The organism is Flavobacteriales bacterium (assembly GCA_026129465.1).
GTDB lineage: Bacteria > Bacteroidota > Bacteroidia > Flavobacteriales_F > PHOS-HE28 > PHOS-HE28.
The window spans coordinates 100,293-119,454 of the sequence record JAHCIA010000001.1 but is presented as its reverse complement, the minus strand read 5'-3'; the positions used below and the strand labels follow the sequence as shown (position 1 = coordinate 119,454).

Genomic DNA, 19,162 nt, shown 5'->3' with positions numbered 1-19,162 from the left:
CCACGCGGTTGACCACCCCTGGAAAGACGAAGCCCCACCGGAACATCCGGTGGGGCTTCGTCAAGCGAATATCGCGGTTCCTCACCGCACCACCGGCAGCGAATAGGTCCACTGTTCCCAAGCGGTACTGGCGTTCAGGAAGTAGAGGCCGGGCGTCCAGGTGTGGGTGGGGATCTCGTGGCGCGGCGTGTTCGCCGGGATGCGGCCGGTGTAGACCGTGCGGCCGGTGGCATCATACACATGCAGGTGAAGGTCCTGCGGCATGGCGCCTTCGATCGTGATCAGGTCACCGGCGCTCCAGGCGCGCGGGCCGTCATTGGCCAGGTCCTGGAGGGTGGTGAGCAGGCCCACGGACACCGTGGTGCCCAGGGTCCGGGAACATTCCTCGTCCTGCAACACCAGTGTCACCTGGTACTCACCGGGTTGCGCGTAGCCATGCAGCGGCGTGGCGTGGGTGCTGGTCTGGCCATCACCGAAGTCCCAGAAGCGTTCCTCGGCGGCATCAGCGGTGCTGCTGAACTGCACCGGCTCCATCACCTGGACGGTGGTGGGTGCCACCAGCGCGCCAGCGATCGGCTCGGGGGCCGTCACGTGCAGGCCGTTCGCCGTGATCACGCAACCGTTGGCGTCGGTCACTTCCACGCCATAGAAACCCTCGCCCACCCCTTCCAGATCGGGCGTGGTGGCGCCGGTGCTCCACAGCATCTCATAGGGCCACACGCCGCCCAGCACTTCCAGCAGCACATGGCCGTCGGTGCTCTCGGCACAGGTGGCCGGGGTGATGGTGTACAACAGTTCCATGGCCCAGGGTTCCTCGATGGTGAACTGCGCCGATTGCGCGGGGCATTCGGTGCCGCCGATGTGCGCCGTGTAGTGGCCGGCGCCCAGGCCTTGCAGCGCGGCCGAACCCAGCATGCCCTCGATCACGGCCAGGATGTCGCCCTCGGCATCGGTCCAGGTGATGTCCACCGGTACCGCGCCCGGGTTGTGCAGCGTGATGGAGGCATCGCCGCTGCCGTGACAGCTCACATGCTGCACCTCATGGACCAGCATGGCGCTCTGGTGCAACAGCAGGCGCGGCAGAGCGGGATCCGCGTCGGCGGCGATCTCGATGGTGATGGTGGCGCCGTCATGCAGGGGAACACGCACGCCGGTGAGCAGGTCCTCCAGCACCAGGCAGGTGAGGCCGTTCAGGGACTCTATGCCGGTGGCGGTGATGGTATAGGTGCCCGTGACGGGCGCATGCAGCATTACGGGGATGTGGATCGTGCCATCCGGCGCACCATGGTGGTTCAGCGCCAGGTCCGGGCCATCGGCCACGCGAGTGGCGATGCGCGGGGCTTGCGGATGGCTGAACGGGAACTTCAAGGCATCGCCCTCCTCTTCGTTGAAGACCGGGCTGCCATGGGCGAAGACCACCACGGTCTCGTCACTGAAATTGTTCAGGCCACTGGCGATCCGCAGGCGCAGCGATGGTGGCGGAGGACCTTCCAGACCACCGAAGATGCCGCCGCTCTGGCTGCCGGTCTTGGCGCTCTCGCTCACGGTGGTGTTCACGGCCGGGCCGTTGGCCTTCAGCCAGAAGCCCTGGCTGCTCTGGATGGTGCCATTGGCGCCGTTGCTGCCCACGAAACCGTTCCAGGTGGCCATGTTGCCGCTCACCGGATCGAACACGTGGAAGGCGTTCACCACATTGGCACCGCGCACGATGGCGCCGTAGCTGATGGCGCTGGGCAGCGGGTTGCTCACCAGATTCCAGCCATCGGCGGAGGGGTTGCCCGTATCGGTCCAGGACATCGGCAGCGTGAACGGCGCGTAGGCGATCGTGGGCGGACCCGTGACGTCGATGACAAAGGGGCTGGTGTTGTACAGGCCATCACCGGACCAGGCCGCGAAACCTTTGCCGGGGGTGAGGGGCATGCTCGCGTTCGTGACGCCCACCAGTCCATCCGAGGGCGAAGGACCGGGGTTGCTTTCCACATAGTGGCGGATGCTGGGCCAGTGGATTCCGCTGCCGGGAGGATCGTAGAAGTTGGGGTAGTGCGAACCCGGGAAGCCAGCCGTGAAGAAGTCGTCCTTCCAATTGTTCACGGTGGCGCCCTGCACCGGGCTGCCCAGCATGCGCCAGTTGGTGACACCACCGGGGATGTAGCGTTCCATGGTGATGTTGCCCACGTAGCTGGCGCCGGGGTCCACGGGACCGAGGCGGCCGGTGCGCAACGCGTTGCTGGCCAGTTTCACAGCCGCATTGGCGGTGAAGGTGCCACCGTTCAGTTGCAGCGTGCCGAGCAGGGTGATGGGCGTGGTGACCGAGGTGCCCTGCGGGGTGTTCACCGTGAGGTTGAAGAGCGGCAGGGGCGCCGATCCACCGATGGTCACCGGTGTGTTGGCGATCACGGCCAGGGTTCCCGTACCACCGAGCACGACACCATGGTTGGTCACGTGGCCGCCCACCGAGAGGGTGCCGGCGTCGATGTCCAAGGAGCCGCCGGTTTCCACCAGCAGCGACTTGGCCGAACGCGTGCCATCCACGCTGATGGCATGCCCGTTCCGGATAACCACATGGGCGTTGCCATTGGGAATATTCGGTGCGATGGGTCCACCCGGGCTGAGGCTCCAGATGGTGCTGCCCATGGCGCCGGACGCGGCACTGTACAAGGTGACAGGTGCACCACTGCAGGTGCAATTGGCGCCGTATACGTCGCCTGTGGTGTTCGGGTCGCCGTCATCGCAGGGCGAACCGGGAATTGCGGGGCCGTTCGCCACACCTTGGCAATCGACCGGCGAGAAATTCAGCGCCACATGCCGCAGCGTACCCGCATTGCCGCCCGAGGAGCAGATGGTGAGCACCCAGGTGCCGTTGGGGTCGCCGCTGAAACCCGCCAGGGTCTGCTCCGGGCGCCAGCTGCCGGTGATGTTGTTGCTCGCGAAGTTGTTGGGGATGTCCGCCACGGATTGCGCGGCGCCGTCATCCAAGGTCAACACGGCGGTGGGGCAATTGCCCGGGTTGCCGAAGTTCGATCGCGGGCCGCCGCGGTTCATGATCATCTCACGGACAGCACCATTGGGCGCGGTCAGGTACACACGCAATTGGTTGCGGCTCGTATGGGCGATGATCAGGTCCACGCTCGTCAATTGCGTGTTCACGCCCAGCGCGTCACCCTCTCCCGTCACGGCGATGCCCGCCTTGAGTTCGGCTCCGGCGGAACAACTGTTGGCGGCGATCGCAGGGTGTGGCGTGGCCAGGCAACCGCCATTGGCCACACAGGTCAGCGGGCTGCTGAAGCTGCCCAGACCCAGGTCGCAGGCTGTGCTGCTGGCATGGGCCACGGCCACCGTGCGGCTCTGGCCGATGGGGTATGGCCCCAACACATGGACACCGGTGCCCACTCCCGCGTGCACCGTGCTGCCATTGGCCTTGATGTCCACCGAAGCGCCATTGCCCAGCGAGGTCACGTTCACCAGGATGTTGAATGTGCCACCGGCACAATCGCTCTCCACCGTGGCCGTGGCCACGGGGCTCGTGCAATTGGGTGTCCAACGGTACAGGAGACCGTTGGGAGGCGTGATGGAAGAGGTGAATTGCACACGGTTGGTGTTGCTGCCGCCTTCCGAGGTGGCGCTCCAATCGCTGGTGCTGGTGCGCGCATGGAAGTCCGAGGTGGTGCCGCGAAGACCTGCCTGCACCTGGCGGCTCGTGTTGGTCTCGGTGGTGGAGCAGGCCCCGTAAACGACCTCGATGGTCTGGGCCAGCACATTTCCGTCTCCTTCATGGAGCCGGATCTGGAAGTTCACATCGTCGTTATTGCCATCGCGGCGCACGCGTGTGTACTGCACCACGAAGGTTCGGTTCGGTGCTGTGCCGATGGTTCCAGCGACCGCATTGGCCCTGGGCGTGATCGATGAGGTGCCATTGCTGGTGGCGTTGGCGCTCATGGTCACCTGGTTGCCACTGATGGACACCACGGCGGCGTTGGCAGGGATGCCCGTGCCGGTGATGCACATGCCTACGCGCAGATCGGCGGTGCTGGCCACGGTGAGCACGGGTGAGCCACTGGTGCGCGTAGCGTTGGTGGTGGCGAAGGTGCGCTCGGCCAATCGCGCGTTGAAGCCGGCGATGCCATTGTCCGTGGCGTTGCCACCCAGGTAGAGGCCCTGAACACTCCCATTGACATAGGCACCTCCACCGGCATTGTTCGCCAGCGTGTTGCCGAACACGATGAACCCGTTGGTGGAGACCATGACGTTGTCATAGCTCTCCGGCCCGAACTGGAAGTTGAATGGAAGGGGCACGGATACCGCCGCATTGTCCCAACCTGTGCCGAAGAGTGCGGACCAGCCCGTGGAACCGATCGGCGTGTAGCTATCGCTGTGCTGTGAGAAATCGTAACGGCCGGCCACCTGTGCATTGGCATGTGGCAGGTACAGGAAGCACTGCGGAGCGGCCACCATGGCCAGGAAGGCGAGACGTGCCGCAAAGGGGTTATGGGTGGACATGTGTCTGTTGTTCAGGTTCTTGGAGTCGGCCCGCCATGGTTCCCTGCGCTTGTCCGGGAGGATCGCATGGACGTATGCCGGTGCTCGTACGGCGGGGCGGGGGGCGTGGTTTCCACACCGTGCAGGAACCCGCGATCGCCCGTTTGGGGACCAGTGGCCAGACCTTGGCCCAGCGACCTGAAAAACACGAGGCCCCCGCATGGCGGAGGCCTCGTTGTGGTCAGCGGACCCGTAGGGATTCGAACCCCAAACCTTCTGATCCGTAGTCAGATGCTCTATCCAATTGAGCTACGGGTCCCGATGCCATCCAGGTGGATCTGCTGGAAAGCGGCGGCGAAGATAGGGATAGGTCCACAACGGGGATGCTCCGGGTCGCATCCGGGATCAGATCCAGCCATTGAGCCGGTAGTAGCCGATGGCCACGAACTCGCGCAGACAGGTGATCTCCAATTTCAGGCGGTTCCAGAAGTCGTAGCGCAGGGCGGCGCTGGCGGAGACGTCCGGCACGTAGGGCTTCCCCCCCACCCGTCGGTGGTCGTAGTCCAGGTCGATGAACATCGGAGTGTCCCAGGCCGGCTCACCTTTCACGTTGGCGAATCCCGCCCGCCGAAAAGCCCGCACGCTGCGGTAGCAGTTCTCCGGCGCCGTGACCAGGGCGATCCGCCGCGCCATGGTACCGGGCATGGCAGCACGTAGCGCAAGAGCCTGCTCGCGGGTATTGGCACCATCCAGCAATGGCGTCATGCGCCCATTGTCCACCCCGCGCAGCGACAACTCGCCCAACATGGCGTCCATCACGGCCGTGTCGTGCGGATGCATCACCACCACCACGGCGCCCGGGGTGTTCTCGGCCAACGCCGCCGCATGGTGCAGTCTCAACAACTCGGGTCCCGAGGGCATGCCACTGCCACCCAGCACCACGATCAGCTCGGCCTCCGCGGCCCGGTCCATCCCGCCCGCTGCCGTTCCCAACCAGCGATGCAGATCGAATGGTACACGGGTGAAAGCCAGCATGATCATCATTAGCGCACTGGCGCCGAGCGTGAAGATCACGGCCCGAAGTGGCCGGCGCAGCATTCGATAGAGCAGCCCGAAGGCGAGGACGGCGTTGCGCGCGATGCCCTTGCCCAAGGCCATGGCCTCAGGGCTTGTAATACTTGAGCGCCTCGGGCATGTAGGCCTCCAGATCGCGGATGCGCGTGGCATCGCTGGGGTGCGTGCTGAGCAGTTCGGGCGGGGCCTGGCCGGCGCTCTGGGCGCTCATGCGCTCCCAGAACATGGGCGCCTCGCGCGGATCGTAGCCCGCCATGGCCATGAAGATCAGGCCCAACTTGTCGGCCTCGGTCTCGTGCTTGCGACTGAAGGCGAGCATGCCCAGTCCGCTGCCCAGACCCATGCTTTGCAGGAAGATATCGCGTGTCAATCCGGGCTTCTGGCTGGTGAGCACTTCCAGCGTCATACCCGCACCCTCCAGGGCGATGGCCTGGCTCATCCGCTCGTTGCCATGGCGTGCCACGGCGTGCGCCACTTCGTGCCCCATCACCACGGCCAGGCCGGTCTCGGTGGCGGTGACGGGCAGGATGCCGGTGTAGAAGACGACTTTGCCGCCGGGCATGCACCAGGCATTCACGGTGGGGTCCTGCACCGTGTTGAATTCCCATTGGAACTGGCCCACGCGGTTCTGCATGCCGTTCTCCGTGAGGTACTTCGTCACCGCCGCCGCGATCCTGTCGCCGCAGCCGCGCACCTGTTGCGCACGTGGATCGTTGGGCGGCAGCACTTGATGGGTGCGCAGGAATTCGCGGTACTGCTCATCGGCCATGCCGATCAGCGTGGTCTCGTTGATCAGGTTCATCTGCCGCCGTCCGGTGATGGGCACCTTGGCACAGGCCGTCAACAGACCGGCAAGCAGCAGGATGGCCATCGCTCGCATCCACATGGCTCAGGCGATGATGGCGGAAAGGCCGCGGTCCTGCAAGGCCGTGCAACGCGGCTCCAGTTGGTCGAAGGTGCCACGCTTCACGCTGCACTTGCCGTTGTGATGCACGATCCACGCGCATTGCTCGGCCTGGATGGGGTCGTGTCCGCAGATCTCCACCAGGCAGTCGATCACATGATCGAAGGTGTTCACATCGTCGTTGTGCAGGATGATCTCCTTGCTGGTGCCAGGCTCCTGGAGGATCTCCTCCAGCAGCGCCTCCTCGTGTCCGTGCTTGGTACTCATCTCGAATGGGCAGGTGTACCGCAAATGTAGCGGGCCAGGTGCCGCCATCCGGATCGGGATGCGGACGGGATCAGGGTTTGGCCAGGATCGACGGGCCAAAGCGCTCCAACAAGGCGTTCGCTTCACCCATGGGGATGCGGCGCCCGTTGAGGTAGGCGGTGACGAAGGCATCCTTCACGCCGCGGGCGATGGCCTGTTCGCGGCCGGTACGCGCGCTCTCCATGTCCAGATGCAGCCCACTGGTGTATCGGACCTTGCCGCCCTCGATCCGCTCGCTGTTGAGCGGTGTGATGTTGAAGAGCTTGTCCAGCGCCACGGGCCTGCTGTACACACCCACCTGCACGGTGAAGAAGAGGCCTTGGATGGTCTCCACCTGCCGCGCAGGAGCGGCGCCCGGCACATTGTAGTAGCTGGTCGCTTCCGCCACCGGAGCGAATGCCGAAAGAATGGCCTCGGCCGTGGGGGGATAGTTCGCCAGCACCTCCGTGGCGGCGGCCGGTGGTGCCGCGGGCAGGGGCCGCTCGATGGTAGCCACCGTTGCGGCCGGTGGTGTGGCGGTACCACTGGCAACAGCCGCCGCAGGACGTCCTCCGCCCATGCGGCTGGCCTCCGTCAGCGTGACACGCTTGCCATCCAGATAGGCCACCACGAAGGCGTCCCGGTATCCGCGATCGCGCACTTTGTCCTTGGCGGCGGCGGCCTGCTCATAGCCGGTGAACATGCCGGCCATGTAACGCACCACCCCATTCTCAAGACGCTCGCCCGTCATGGGGCTCATGTCGCTGAAAGCCTCCTCGGGCACCGGGCGGCGGAAGGCCCCGATCTGCACCTTGTACACCAGACCTCGCGGCATGGCGGCATCGATCGGGATCGGCTCCATGCGCCGCGTGCCGGCCAGGCGCAACTCGAACATGTCGCTGACGAGCTCATCCGGCATGCGCAGGGTGGCCACCTCCATGGTGGCGGCCACTGGTGCTTCCGGAACGGGAGCAGGCGTCACCGCAGCGGCAGGCGCCGGGGCCGTGACGGTCTCTTTCGGCGCTTTAGGGAACCCGGCCTCAGCGTGCGCTTCGCCCAGCAGGGGTTCGGTGCGACGGGCACGCATTTCCAGCGCCATCAGACCACTGGGGTCCTGTTGCGAAAGCCCCTGCAGCAGCACGGTGGCCTGGCCTTCATTGATGGAGGCCGCGGCGCGCAGGCGCGCGGCCACATTGTCCAACGAATCAGCCTTGGCCTGCCATGCGTCCGCACGGGTGTTCAGCACCGCGGCGCGCTCGCGTTGCACGGCGTCGGCAGGCGATCGGGGCGCGGTGGTGCGCAGCACCGCGGCCAGCTCGCGCAGGCCCTTGGCTGCCGCATCGGCCTCGGAGGCCGCATCGTACTGTTCCAAGGCCCGGGTCTTGGCCTGGAAGTATCTGCTCTGGTCCGCGTCGTTCAGCACCATGTCCATTTCCTCCGCGTCCAGATAATAGTAGCGCGACAACCTATCGCGCAGCGCGGCGAGATCCTCGGCCTCACGTTGCTCCCGCGTCCAGGTGCGGGCATCCTCGTTGCGTTTCACCGACAGCGCCATGAGCGAATCGGACTCCACCCGTGTGCGCACCGCGAGGCGTTCCACCTCGGCGCGCTTGCCTTTCTTCAGTGTGGCCGCACTGTCCTCCAGGAAGGTCGCACGATCGGCCTTGGCCACGGCCACGCGCTCCAGGGCGGCGGCCTCCGTGGTGGCGCGCTCCACGCGCTGGTCCATCAGACGCGGTGCGGCAGGCTCCTTCATGTCCATGGAGGCCAGCTGCGCCAGATCGGGATCGAGGAAGTGCTTGTAACGCTTCAAGACCTCATCCGCCGTGGGTGCCACAGCGGCTTCCCTGCGCTGCGCATCCGCCTCGGCCCTGGCACGCGCTTCCGCCACGCGCGGATCTTCGGCCGGCGCCGGTCGCTCCGTGACGGTCTCCGCTTCGGTCGTGCGCACGATGGCCACGGCATCATCGGCCACCAAGGGCGGCGCAACAGGGGCCGCATTGAACGCACGCGAAGCTTCCTGCGCTTCATCACGTTCCGCGACCACATCACGCAATGCCAGCTCCACGGCGGGCTTCTCCGCTTGTACTTCCTCACGCGATCGCGCGGCCGGAGTCGCGGGACGGCGCGCATCGGCAAGCATCGTTTCGGTGATGCCGAACACCTTCATCGCCACCTGCTCGTAGGTGAGCGTTTCGCCACGCAGATGGTCCCCTCCGGCCAAGTGGCTGTTCACCGTCAAGGCACGGTCCAACTCGCGAAGCGCCTGCAACTCCAGGCCATAGGCGGTGCGATACAGGCTGTCGCGCTCCATGATGTCGTCGATGCGGTCCGCGCGTTTGCGCAACTGGGCGGCCTGATCGAACTGGCGCTGCGCGTCGCTTTTCATTCCCTGGGCCATCAACAACAGCGGCTCGGTGGGCGGCAGCCCCCGCTTGGACACGGTCTTCTCCTGGCCTTTCAGACTGTCCTGCGCCACCCGCCATTCCTCACGGCTGAGGAATGCCGTGCGCTGGCCCATGTCCGTGCTGATGATGAGCTGCTCATCGCGCAGGCGATCCGCGTTGCGCTGCAACCGGTCGTACTCTTTGCGCGGCTTCCCGGCGGCTTCATGCACCAGAGAATCGATCTGGCCGGTCAGCGCTTCGATCCGCACCAGGTCGGCGTCCTTGAAGGCCACGGCGTCATCCACCTTCTTCGAACGGTAGGCGACACGGCTGGCATAGACCTGCCGGACATCCTCGGCATAGGCCACGAAGCGATCGAGAATGGGATCGTGGCCCACGGTACCGTTGCCATGTCGCTTGCCATTGGCGTTCGCCGGTGCTTCGCTTCCGGCATCGGCCGCGAGCTCGGCGATCTCACGCTGGCGGCCGGCGAGATGTTCCTCGGCAAGGCGCAGGTGCTCCTCCCTCAACTTCCGGAGGCGCTCCACGCGCGGCAGCACGCGATCGGCCTGCAAAGGATCCAGTTCGAGCACGGCCACCTGCAGGGCCATTTCGCCGCGGATGCTGTCCGCCAGCATCAACTCCAGGCCATGCAGACCGGCGGCGCGTTCATCGGCATCCGTCAAGCGTTCCAAGCGGGTCTTGTCGCCCTGGTAGCCAGGGTACAGGCGGTCAATGATCTCCTCAGGCTTCGCGTCCGGCCCGAAAACGAGGGGTACGCGTGTGGGGTCCTGCGGCCGCGCATCGGCGAGGTCCTCTCCGTCCTCACTCCATGCCGCTCCAAGCTCCGTGGTCGCGGCAGGCGCGTCATCGATCGGCGCGCTCGGGGACAAGGCGATCCTGCGTTCCAGTTCCACCGCGCGCCGCTCCAGACTGTCCCGACGGACCTTGTTCCTTTCGGCCGCCGCCATCTGGCGCAGCTCAGCCGCTTCATTCTCCAGCATGAAACGGTCATCCGCATTCGCTGCGACCTCCTTCACCTCGGCCCGGCGTGGCGCGTCAATGGCCTCCGTCCGCTGGATCTCCGTGGTGCGAGGCGCCGCTTTCTCCGTGCCTGGGTTCGTCCTCGCGGCGATGGCCTCCTCCGCGTCGGGCGCGTCCTTGGAGATCCCCGGCTGTTCCACGCGAGCTCCTTTCGGCGTCGCGGCATCAGCGGTGCCTTCCGATGCGATAACCGTGGAACGTGCGGCCGCGCGCTGCGCATCCTCCTCGCCGCGGTCCATGGCACGTGTGCCGGGCCGTACGCCACCCATGGCCACACCTGCGGTGGCCAGGTCCCAGTCGAATGTCCGGGCCTCCACGTCGGCCGGCGATGCGGCGATCATGGCATCGAAGCGTTCGTCGATGGGCAATGCCTCGATGCGATCCTGGGCCTGCACGATCCGTGTGGCCAGGCCATCGCGCTTTCCCTGATCGGGCACGGTGACACTGCCACGGTCGTTGGTCGAGACCAGATGCCGCGCCAGGGAAGCCTGCCCGCGCATGAGGGTGGCGTCCCGTTCCATGGTGCGCGCCTTTGCGAAAGCGGCGGCGGTCTCCTGCTTCAAATGGCCATGCTGCTCGCGCAATTGGGTCAGTTCCGCGGCGATCTGGTCCTTGCGCGACCTGCCTTTGGCTTCCTGTTCCTCGCGTTCCAGGCGCCTGATGCGATCGGCCAGCTCATTCTCCTCACCACGCTTGGCCTGTGCCCGTTGCAGGGCCTTGGCGGACTCGCGTTCCTGATCCGCGGCATCGCGGCGCATGCGTTCGGTGATGTCCGCCTGCGCCTGTGCGCTGCCACGCAGATCGACCCGCTCACGCAAGGCGGTCAAGTGCGGCAGGGCTTGTTCGTCCTTGCCGGTGGAAAGCGTGGTCCGCAGGTCGGTGGCGAGCTTGCCCGCTTGTGCGGCCTGTTGGCGCGTGGCCAATTCCTCGTTCTCCAGATCGCGCGCGGTGCGTTGCGCCGCCTGGGCCCGTTGACCCGCTTCGCGTGCGTGCTGCCGCAGTCTCGCGGCCTCGGTCATGCGCTGGTCACGCAGGCGATCGTCATCCTCGTTGGCGGCGCTTTCCAACAGCGCCGAAGCCTCCTTCGTGCCACGCTCCGCTTCGGCGATCGCCTCCAACGCTATGGTCCAGGCCTCCTTGGCGCGGCCATCCAGTTCCATGGCCTGGCGATCCAGGTCGGCGGCATCCTCTTCGGCGATCCGCAATGCCGCCTGCTTGTCGATGTCGCCTGTGAAACCGGCTCTTGTCATCACGTCCGCCACCGGTGCTTCATTGGCTGGCGTGGCGTCCACGACAGGCGCTTCCGTGATGTCCAGTCTGGCCCGCCGCCGTATCTCGTCCATGGCCAGTGCGATGAGGTCGTCATCCAGCGGGGTATCAAAATAGTTGCGGATCACAAGCTTCTCCTGATCGCCATGGCGCACCAGACCCAATTCCTGCCGGTAGGCCTTGGGCTGCTCGTTGCGGGGAACTTCCACCTGGCCGATGTGGGTCTTGCCACTGGGGCCACAATCCACCAGAAAACGGAAACGACCGCTGCGGGGCAGGGCCAGTACGTACTCGCCATTCATGTCCGTGCGCGCATCAGCGACCTGCTCACGTGACATGGCGTCCTCCACCACGATGCGCGCCCGTCGGTCGTTGGCATCGAACTCACTGGCGTAGGTGCCCTTGAGCACGGTGATGATCAATGGCTGGCGCTGCGTGGAGACCCGATACACGTGCAATTGCCCCTGCTGGCTGCTGCGGCCGCTGGCGAAGCAGGCTTCCCGGTGTTCGGGATCCACCACATAGAAGATGTCGTCGTCCGGCGTGTTCACCGCGAAGTCCAGGTTCTCCGGTCTTCCAAAGGCGTCCATGCCGGGATCGTAGGCGGCCTTGAACACGTCGTAGCCGCCCATGCTGTTGTGGCCCTTGCTGCTGAAGTAGAAGGTCTTCCCATCCGGGTGCAGGAAGGGGAAATCCTCGTCCTCGTCGGTGTTGATGAAGCCCGCGAGTTTCTGTGGTGTCGCGAAGCGGCCATCAGGCAGAAGTTCGGTGCGGTAGATGTCCAGGCCGGTCTTCCCCTCCTTGCCATAGCTGCTGTAGTGGATCGGTCCGGGCTTGTCGGGCAGGTAGATCAGCGCGCGGCGTTTGCTCTTGCGGTCCAGGGGCGTCTTCAGTTCGTCGGGCATCACCACGATGCGACCGCCGATATCGGTGAGGTCATAGAATCGGAAGAACTCGCTCTCGGCCACCTCCACCTTGTTGCGCACGGTCACCTCCTTCAGGTTGGAGAGCAGTTTCTTGCCGTTGCGGCACTGTTGTTCCAGGGCGTCCACCGGCATCTCGGCCAGCACTTTCCTCTCGGCGGTGCCTTTGTATCGCTGGTAGGCGGTGAGCGCGTCCGCGAAGCGGTAGTTGAGGTGGTGCGCGCGGCCCAGCCAGTACCAGGCCTGCGCCGGTGTCGCGGGGTCCTCCACGGCGAACTTCAAGTGGCCGATGGCCTTCTCCTTGTCCGCGCCGCCATGGAGCAGGCAGGTGCCGTAGCGGTAGTTGAGTTCCCGGTCCGATGGGGACAGGCTCACCAGCTGCGAGTACATCGGCAGGGCCTCGGCGAACCGCTGCTCTGTGAAGAGCGCGGCGGCCTTGGCGCGAAGCTGCGCATCACCGCCCTGGCCCTGGGCCAGGAAGGGGAAGAGCAGCGACAAGAGTATGCCCGTGGAGCGGGTCATCATCCGAGAGTGGGCCCTTGTACCTAGGGGTGTGGGGCTTGGTTTCATCGCGCCCTGCCGGATCGGGCCAGGTCCATGCGGCTTTCCTCGCCGCGCAGCAGGCGGCCGATGTTCTGGCGGTGGGTGTAGAAGATGAGCAGGCAGAGCGCCACGGCGAAGCCGAGCTTCACGGGACTGGTCTCGCGGAACACCAGGGCCACGGCGATGGGAAAGGCCACCGCCGCACAGAGCGAACCGAGCGAGACATAGCGCGAGAGCAGGAAGACCAGCGCGAAGACCCCGATGCACAGGGCCGCCGCACCGGGGTGCACGGCCAGTGTGCCGCCCAAGGAGGTGGCCACGCCCTTGCCGCCCCGGAATCCGGCGAACACGGGATAGAGATGGCCGATGACCACAGCGAAGACCAAGGCCAAACGCAGCCACATCCAAGGTGCGGTGTCGGGCTCCAGGTCCGTGAGGTTGGGCAGCAGTCGCACGGGCAGGAAACCCTTGGCTATGTCGATCAGCAGCACGGGCACCCCGGCGCGCCAGCCGAGCACCCGGAAGGTGTTGGTGGCACCCGCGTTGCGGCTGCCATGCTCACGCACATCCACACCATGGAAGAGCCTGCCCCACCACACACTCGCCGGAATGCTGCCCACGAGATATGCCGCCAGGGTGGCGATCGCCGCGTATGTCCAGGGGAATACCATGCTCACAGGCCGAAACGGTCGCGGAAGTCCTCCACCTTCCGTTTGGTGGTGACGGTGAACTGGTAGGCGGGCAGGTCCTTGCCGCCGTCGAGTTTCTTCTTGTCGTCCTTCAGCTCGCTGATCATCGTATTGAACTGTTGGTCGCTGCTGTAGGCATAAAGGTAGTTGCGCGTGTATTGGAAGAACCAGTAAGTCTGGTCATCGAGCATCAGGAAGATGGTCATGATGTCGCCGCTGCGTTTGCGCTCCAGGTGGATCTTGCCCTTCACATAGCGGTACAAGGCCTTCTTGCCCACCGTGGCGATGCCGATATCACCCTGGCTCAGCCAGCTCTGCTCGGGACCGTCCCACACCATCTTCACATCGCCGAAGACGATGGGCTTCACCAACTCGTCCGGCAGGCGTTTGATCTCGCCCTTGATGCTGAGTTCGCTGATGAGCTTGTCCGAACGGTCCAGCCCCAACAGTTCGCGCATCATCTTCTCGTAGTAGGTGGCGGTGATGTCCATCGGCTTCTGCTCCGGATAGCCGAGCATCTCGGTCACCATGCGCTCCAGGGCGTTGTCTTGGAAGTGGAAGTCGGCGAGGAGCACGCCGCTGGTGGTGGCCTTGTTCTCCTGCGTCTCGAAACGCACGCCGCCCACGTTCACCAGGTCCACGCGGCCCAGGTCCACGCCATGGTCGAAACGGCCGTCGCCGATCACCACGCAGTTGTCGGTGGCCAGGCTCACCAGGGCACCGGGCAGGTCGCGCTGGCGGATCTTGTCCTTGTTGCTGATGACGTACTCGCGGCGGCCCTTGTCGTAGTGCAACAGGCCTGTCGCGCTGATGATCCGGCGGTCGTTGTCCTGTTGGGTGTGGCTGAGGAAGGTGGCGTATGTGATGAAGGGGTCCTCATTGCTGAGCAGGATGCCCGCCGCGATGGGCGCGCCTCGGTCGTCATATAGTGTATCGCCCACCGGGATGAAGATCTCCAGCGGATCGATCGCGGCGCGGAAGCCCATCCAACCACGCTTGAGCTCCTCGCAGCCGTGCTGGATGCGGGTGCTGCCCTGGAAGGTGAGGTGCTTCTCGCTGGCCGCCAGGAACACGTCTCCATGGAAATCGAAGGCCGGGCTCAACTGGAAGTCCTCCTCGGGCTTCACGCGGCCATGCGCCCGTGTTTGGTAGGTGCTGTCCACACCGATGGATCCCAGCTTGATCTGGAATGTCCGGTCCGCCTCGTCCTTGTAGTCGATGGTGCCCGTGCCGGTGTAGTTGCGCCTGGCCTTGATGTCCACCGTGGCATCGCGTATCACGTGGTGGCGTGTGACGAAGTTGGCCGTGACCACCGCGTTGCTCAGCGGGTCCATCACGGCGTTCCTGCGGATGCGCACGCGCATGCTGTCGGGTGTCACCAGGGCGTCGGCCACCTGGATGTACTGCACCTCGTTGGCGGTGATCAGGTGCCGTTTCAGATCATAGCGCGCCTTGGGGGCCATGAAGCTGAGCGAATCCTGGTCGGGCCGGATGCTGATGAAGTTGGAGCCGGAGAGTTGCAGGTCCTCGCTGCCCTCGGCGGCGGTGCGGTCGCTTTCCAGTTCGATGTCGCCCTGGTCCATGAACCATTTGAAGCGGTCCATGAAGCAGATGTACTGGTTCACCGGGAACTCCACCTTGGTCTCGGTGCCGTTGCTCACGAACTCGCCCACACGCTCGTCCATCTTGATCAGCGCGTTCACGTTGTCGGTCTTGAAGGCGATGCTGCTGATGTCGCCGTCGGTGAGGCGGAAGTCGGAGGTGTCCGCCTGGATGCGCATGGTCTCGAACTTGAAGAGCTTGGAGGCGAGCGTGGCGTTGTGGAAATCCACCAGCCCGCCGCCGGTCATGCCCACAGGCGTGAGGTCGGTATGGCCGTGCAGGTCCACCTCGCCATTGAACATGCGCATGGCCTTCTTCAGCTTCTCGCTGTGGAGCACGTCACGGCCCGGCTCCAAACGCACGAACACGTCCGCACCGGTCACGTCCGGCACGCGCGAGGGTTTGGTGGACGCTATGTTCACCAGTGTATCGGCGCGGCCCAAGGTGCTGTCCGGCGTAAAGACCAGTTGCTTCGACGAGAGGCTGGTGGTGAGGTACTCCAGATCGCCGTTGCCCTGCAGACCGCGCCCGTTGAGGGTGATCTCGTTGGTGAATTTCGCCTTGCGGCCATAGAGCGGCAGGCCTTCGGCGCCCGTGGAGCGCTTGAAGCCGAGGGCGTAGTCGGGCTGCAACCGGAGCGGCTCCCGGATGTCCGGGAAGATGCCGCCGGAGACGAGCGTACCGGTGAAGGTGAGGCCCGCGTTGGTGAAGTTGTCCAGCGAGTCGATCTGGAAGGGATCGGACCGGTAATAGAAACGGTCGCGCCCATACACCCCGAGTTGCGTGCTGCGCTTGTCGTAGTAAACGAAGCTTTCACGTGCGCTGTTGAACTTGGGGAAGGACGGGTACTTCACCTGTTGCAGGCCGCTCTTGTTGCTGGGCGCGTCGATCTCCAAGGTGCCGGTGACCTGCTCCAGCACGTTCTTCACGCGCACCAGGGTATGCTCGCCCCGGTCGTTCTTGTCGAAGCTGGTGGCCATGAAGGCCACACTGTCCACGTTCAGCAGATCGATGATGAAGGGCGCGTAGTGGAAGTAGTACTCCTTGCCGTGGAAGGTGAGCCTGCCCGCCTGGATGGCGCCGCCGAAGGTGAAATCGCGGTCCTTCTTCACCGTCACCTTGCGCTCGCTGGGGAAGATCTTCACGTCCTGGCTGTCGCTCACCACGATGCGCGCCACGCCCTTCACGGCCAGGTCATAGTTGAGCAGGTTCAGCGTGGCGTTCACCCCATCATCGCTGTTGGAGTTGATCTGCAGCACGTCGTAGTCCTGCTTGCCCGCGTTGTTGAGGATGTGCTGGCGCAGGCGCGGCATGGTCTCCACCCACTCGCTCTCCGGATCGTAGATCAGATAGCCCTTGTTGGCCATGTCGATGAGCATGGGCACCACCACCTGCTTCTGCAGCTTGGCGAAGCTGGCGAACTCCTGCGCATAGAACTTGCCGCCGTTCTGCTTGCTGAAATCATTGAGGCGCACCAGAGGGTGGACCGCATCGATGCCGAGCATGCCCATGTAGCGCTTGTCCTTGAAGTAGTCGAAGCTCTCGAAGCTGGCCTGGGTCTGGCTGCTGCCGAGGTGGTTGCCCAGTTGCAACAACGGATCGCCCTGCTTCCAGGAGAGAACCTCGAAGTACATGTCCAGCTTGTGGTAGGTGTTGTAGAAGGGCCCCTTGCTCAGTCCCTCGTCCTTCTTGATCAGGGAGAGCTGCTTCTTGTCGCGTAGGAATCGCAGGCTCACACTCTGGTGATGGATGGAGTCCTTGTCCAGTATGATGCGCACGGCCACATCGTCGCTGGTGATGCGCTGCGGATCGATGCTGTAGAGCTCGCCCTGGGTGACGATGAAGGGGCGGCGATCGCGGTAGAAGGTGAGGAAGGCCGGTTCGTCCTTGGTGCCGTAGCCCTGCAGCCTGGCGCCCTGCATGGAGAATCCGCCCTCGAAGTCGATGCCTTCGGCGATGTCGCGGATCTTGATCCGGCGGTCGTAGCTCTCGAAGCGCGGGTAGCTGGCGTTGGAGGGATCCACATTGGCCAGCACCTTGTCGCTCACCTTGCCCAGCATGCCGCGCTCGAAGTAGGGGTCGTTGAAGACCACCGAGTCCACGTCGAAGGCGGCACTCTTCACGCGGATCTCGTAGGTGTGGCGCCATTCGGCGAAGGTGGCCGAGGGCCGAAGCCCGGCCCGCTCCCAGGTGACCAGGCCACCCTTGCCGCGCCACAGTTCCAGTGTGGGGAAATAGGTGCCGCTGGTGCCCTTGATCACGGCGCTGTCGCCCTTGGCGCGGCAGACCAGGTCGCCCTCCGGGAAGAGGATCATGGGGATGCTGTCGAAGGCGAACTTGAAGGAGCGCGCCGTGCTGCGCCACTCGGTGCTGGCGCTGCGGAACATCACGTTCTCACGGAAGAGGTCCGCGCACATGGCGATGAAGGCGGCCACGTTCTGCTTGCGGCCCTTGTTCACAAATTGGTCCATGCCCTGCAGGAAGGCGTCGAACTCATCCGGCTTGCGCCCCCCGCCGGGGAAGGCGGCCACGGCGGCGAGGTAATCACGGAAGTGCGGGAAGGCCTCGAAGCGCTTCTTCTGCATGAAGTTGGCCACGTCCACCACGCGCAGCCGCTGCTTCTCGCTGTAGAAGGTGCCGTTCCACACGGGTGCGAAGACGCCCTCGGCGAAGGCCCTCCCCTCCTTCTTGTCGGCCGCCGTAAGCATGTCGGTGACCTCCTGCAGGAATACCGGCGGATCGGTGGAGAAGGGTTTCGTTTGGGACCACCCGAGGGTGGCCACGCACATCAGCACCGCAGCGCTCACCGGCCGCAGTGGCATGGCGGACCACCTGCCCGTGGTCCTGTGGAAGATGTCGATCATGAGCTCCTGCCCGCCCGTCTCACCGGGCGGCGTTTCCATTCATTCGGTGGATGTTCCCTTCCTGCAGCCCAACAACGCCCAATCGCCCTCGTCCAGACGCTCCGCAACGATCAGGCCGTGCTCGCGTGCCCGCTGGGCGAGCATGTGGCGGTCCTCCTGGCTGAAGCCGGAGAGGAGGAGGATCCCGCCGGGGCGCAGGGCGTCGTGGAAACGTGGCATGGCGTCGAGGAGCGTGTTGCGCTCGATGTTGGCCAAAATAGCGTCGCACTTCCGGCCAATGAGGCAGGTGGCGTCGCCCTTTTCCACAATGGTGCGGGCACATCCGTTCTGGCGGGCGTTGTCGCGGGCGTTTTCCACCGCGCCAGGGTCGTTGTCCACCGCCAGAATGCTGCGCGCGCCCAGGCGTTCGGCGAGGAAGGCGAGCACCCCGGTGCCACAGCCCAGGTCCACCACATCCTTGTCCTTCAGGTCCACACCAAGCATGGCGCGGATCATCATGCGGGTGGTGGCGTGGTGACCGGTGCCGAAGGCCATGCGCGGCGTGATGATCAGCTCATGGTCGAAGCCGGGCTTCCCCGCATGGAACTCGGCGCGTATGCGCACCCGACCATCGACCTCCACCGGCTGGAAACTGCTCTCCCATTCGGCGTTCCAGTTCCTTGCGGGGATCTCACGGCTGGTCCAACTCACGCTCGCATGCGGATCGCGCAAGCTCAGCAGACCACCCAATGCCGCGCCGTTGAATCGCTCGCTGGGGATCCAGGCCTTCAACTCGCCGCTTTCGCCACCGGGATCGGTGTGTCCCTCCTCGAAACTGTCGTAGCCCAGATCCGCCAGCTCCACCAGGAGGATCTCACGCCAGGGGGTGACTGGGCTGACGAGGAAGGTGACTTCGGTGTGGTCCAAGGGAGGTTGGTTTGAGGGGTTGTCAGTTGCTGGTTGTCCGGCTGGTTGATGGGCCGGTTGTCAATTGTCAGGTTGGTGGGATCGTCATTCGTCAGTTGGCTGTACCTGACAGCGCACCTACCCTGGCACCCTCGTTCCGCCGTTGCAACACCTGCTTCCCTGAGATCACTGACAACTGACAACGGATGACTGACAT

At 64.8% G+C, this 19,162-nt stretch carries 8 protein-coding genes and 1 tRNA gene; all 9 read right to left on the bottom strand.

All coding sequences use genetic code 11. From position 1 onward, the window contains the following. Nucleotides 1-81: 81 nt before the first annotated feature. Nucleotides 82-4,497, bottom strand: a complete 4,416-nt coding sequence (locus KIT10_00510) for a PKD domain-containing protein (GenBank protein ID MCW5897722.1) — start codon at nt 4,495-4,497, stop codon at nt 82-84. Nucleotides 4,498-4,721: 224 nt separating this feature from the next. Further along, a tRNA-Arg gene (locus KIT10_00505) sits at nt 4,722-4,795 on the bottom strand. An 86-nt stretch (nt 4,796-4,881) separates the two neighbouring features. Further along, nucleotides 4,882-5,634 (bottom strand): YdcF family protein, encoded by a 753-nt coding sequence (locus tag KIT10_00500; GenBank protein MCW5897721.1) that lies wholly within the window; start codon nt 5,632-5,634, stop codon nt 4,882-4,884. A 4-nt stretch (nt 5,635-5,638) separates the two neighbouring features. Further along, entirely contained in the window at nt 5,639-6,430 is a 792-nt protein-coding gene (locus KIT10_00495; protein ID MCW5897720.1) for a M48 family metallopeptidase, read from the bottom strand. A 9-nt stretch (nt 6,431-6,439) separates the two neighbouring features. Then, entirely contained in the window at nt 6,440-6,721 is a 282-nt protein-coding gene (locus KIT10_00490) for an ATP-dependent Clp protease adaptor ClpS (GenBank protein MCW5897719.1), read from the bottom strand. Between the two features lie 70 nt (nt 6,722-6,791). Further along, nucleotides 6,792-12,884, bottom strand: coding sequence for a PD40 domain-containing protein (locus KIT10_00485; GenBank protein MCW5897718.1), 6,093 nt, complete (start codon nt 12,882-12,884; stop codon nt 6,792-6,794). A 44-nt stretch (nt 12,885-12,928) separates the two neighbouring features. Then, nucleotides 12,929-13,576: a glycerol-3-phosphate 1-O-acyltransferase PlsY gene (gene plsY / locus KIT10_00480; GenBank protein MCW5897717.1), complete on the bottom strand. Its 648-nt coding sequence runs from the start codon at nt 13,574-13,576 to the stop codon at nt 12,929-12,931. A gap of 2 nt (nt 13,577-13,578) precedes the next feature. Continuing rightward, entirely contained in the window at nt 13,579-18,099 is a 4,521-nt protein-coding gene (locus tag KIT10_00475) for a hypothetical protein (protein ID MCW5897716.1), read from the bottom strand. After that, a complete protein-coding gene (prmA, locus tag KIT10_00470) occupies nt 18,100-18,966 on the bottom strand; it encodes a 50S ribosomal protein L11 methyltransferase (GenBank protein MCW5897715.1) in 867 nt (288 codons plus the stop codon). Between the last annotated feature and the right edge of the window lie 196 nt (nt 18,967-19,162).

Bases quoted from the DNA above. Each gene is read 5' to 3' on its own strand.
- KIT10_00510 (MCW5897722.1), bottom strand. From the start codon at position 4,497: ATGTCCACCCATAACCCCTTTGCGGCACGTCTCGCCTTCCTGGCCATG.
- KIT10_00500 (MCW5897721.1), bottom strand. From the start codon at position 5,634: ATGGCCTTGGGCAAGGGCATCGCGCGCAACGCCGTCCTCGCCTTCGGG.
- KIT10_00495 (MCW5897720.1), bottom strand. From the start codon at position 6,430: ATGCGAGCGATGGCCATCCTGCTGCTTGCCGGTCTGTTGACGGCCTGT.
- KIT10_00490 (MCW5897719.1), bottom strand. From the start codon at position 6,721: ATGAGTACCAAGCACGGACACGAGGAGGCGCTGCTGGAGGAGATCCTC.
- KIT10_00485 (MCW5897718.1), bottom strand. From the start codon at position 12,884: ATGACCCGCTCCACGGGCATACTCTTGTCGCTGCTCTTCCCCTTCCTG.
- plsY (MCW5897717.1), bottom strand. From the start codon at position 13,576: ATGGTATTCCCCTGGACATACGCGGCGATCGCCACCCTGGCGGCATAT.
- KIT10_00475 (MCW5897716.1), bottom strand. From the start codon at position 18,099: ATGGAAACGCCGCCCGGTGAGACGGGCGGGCAGGAGCTCATGATCGAC.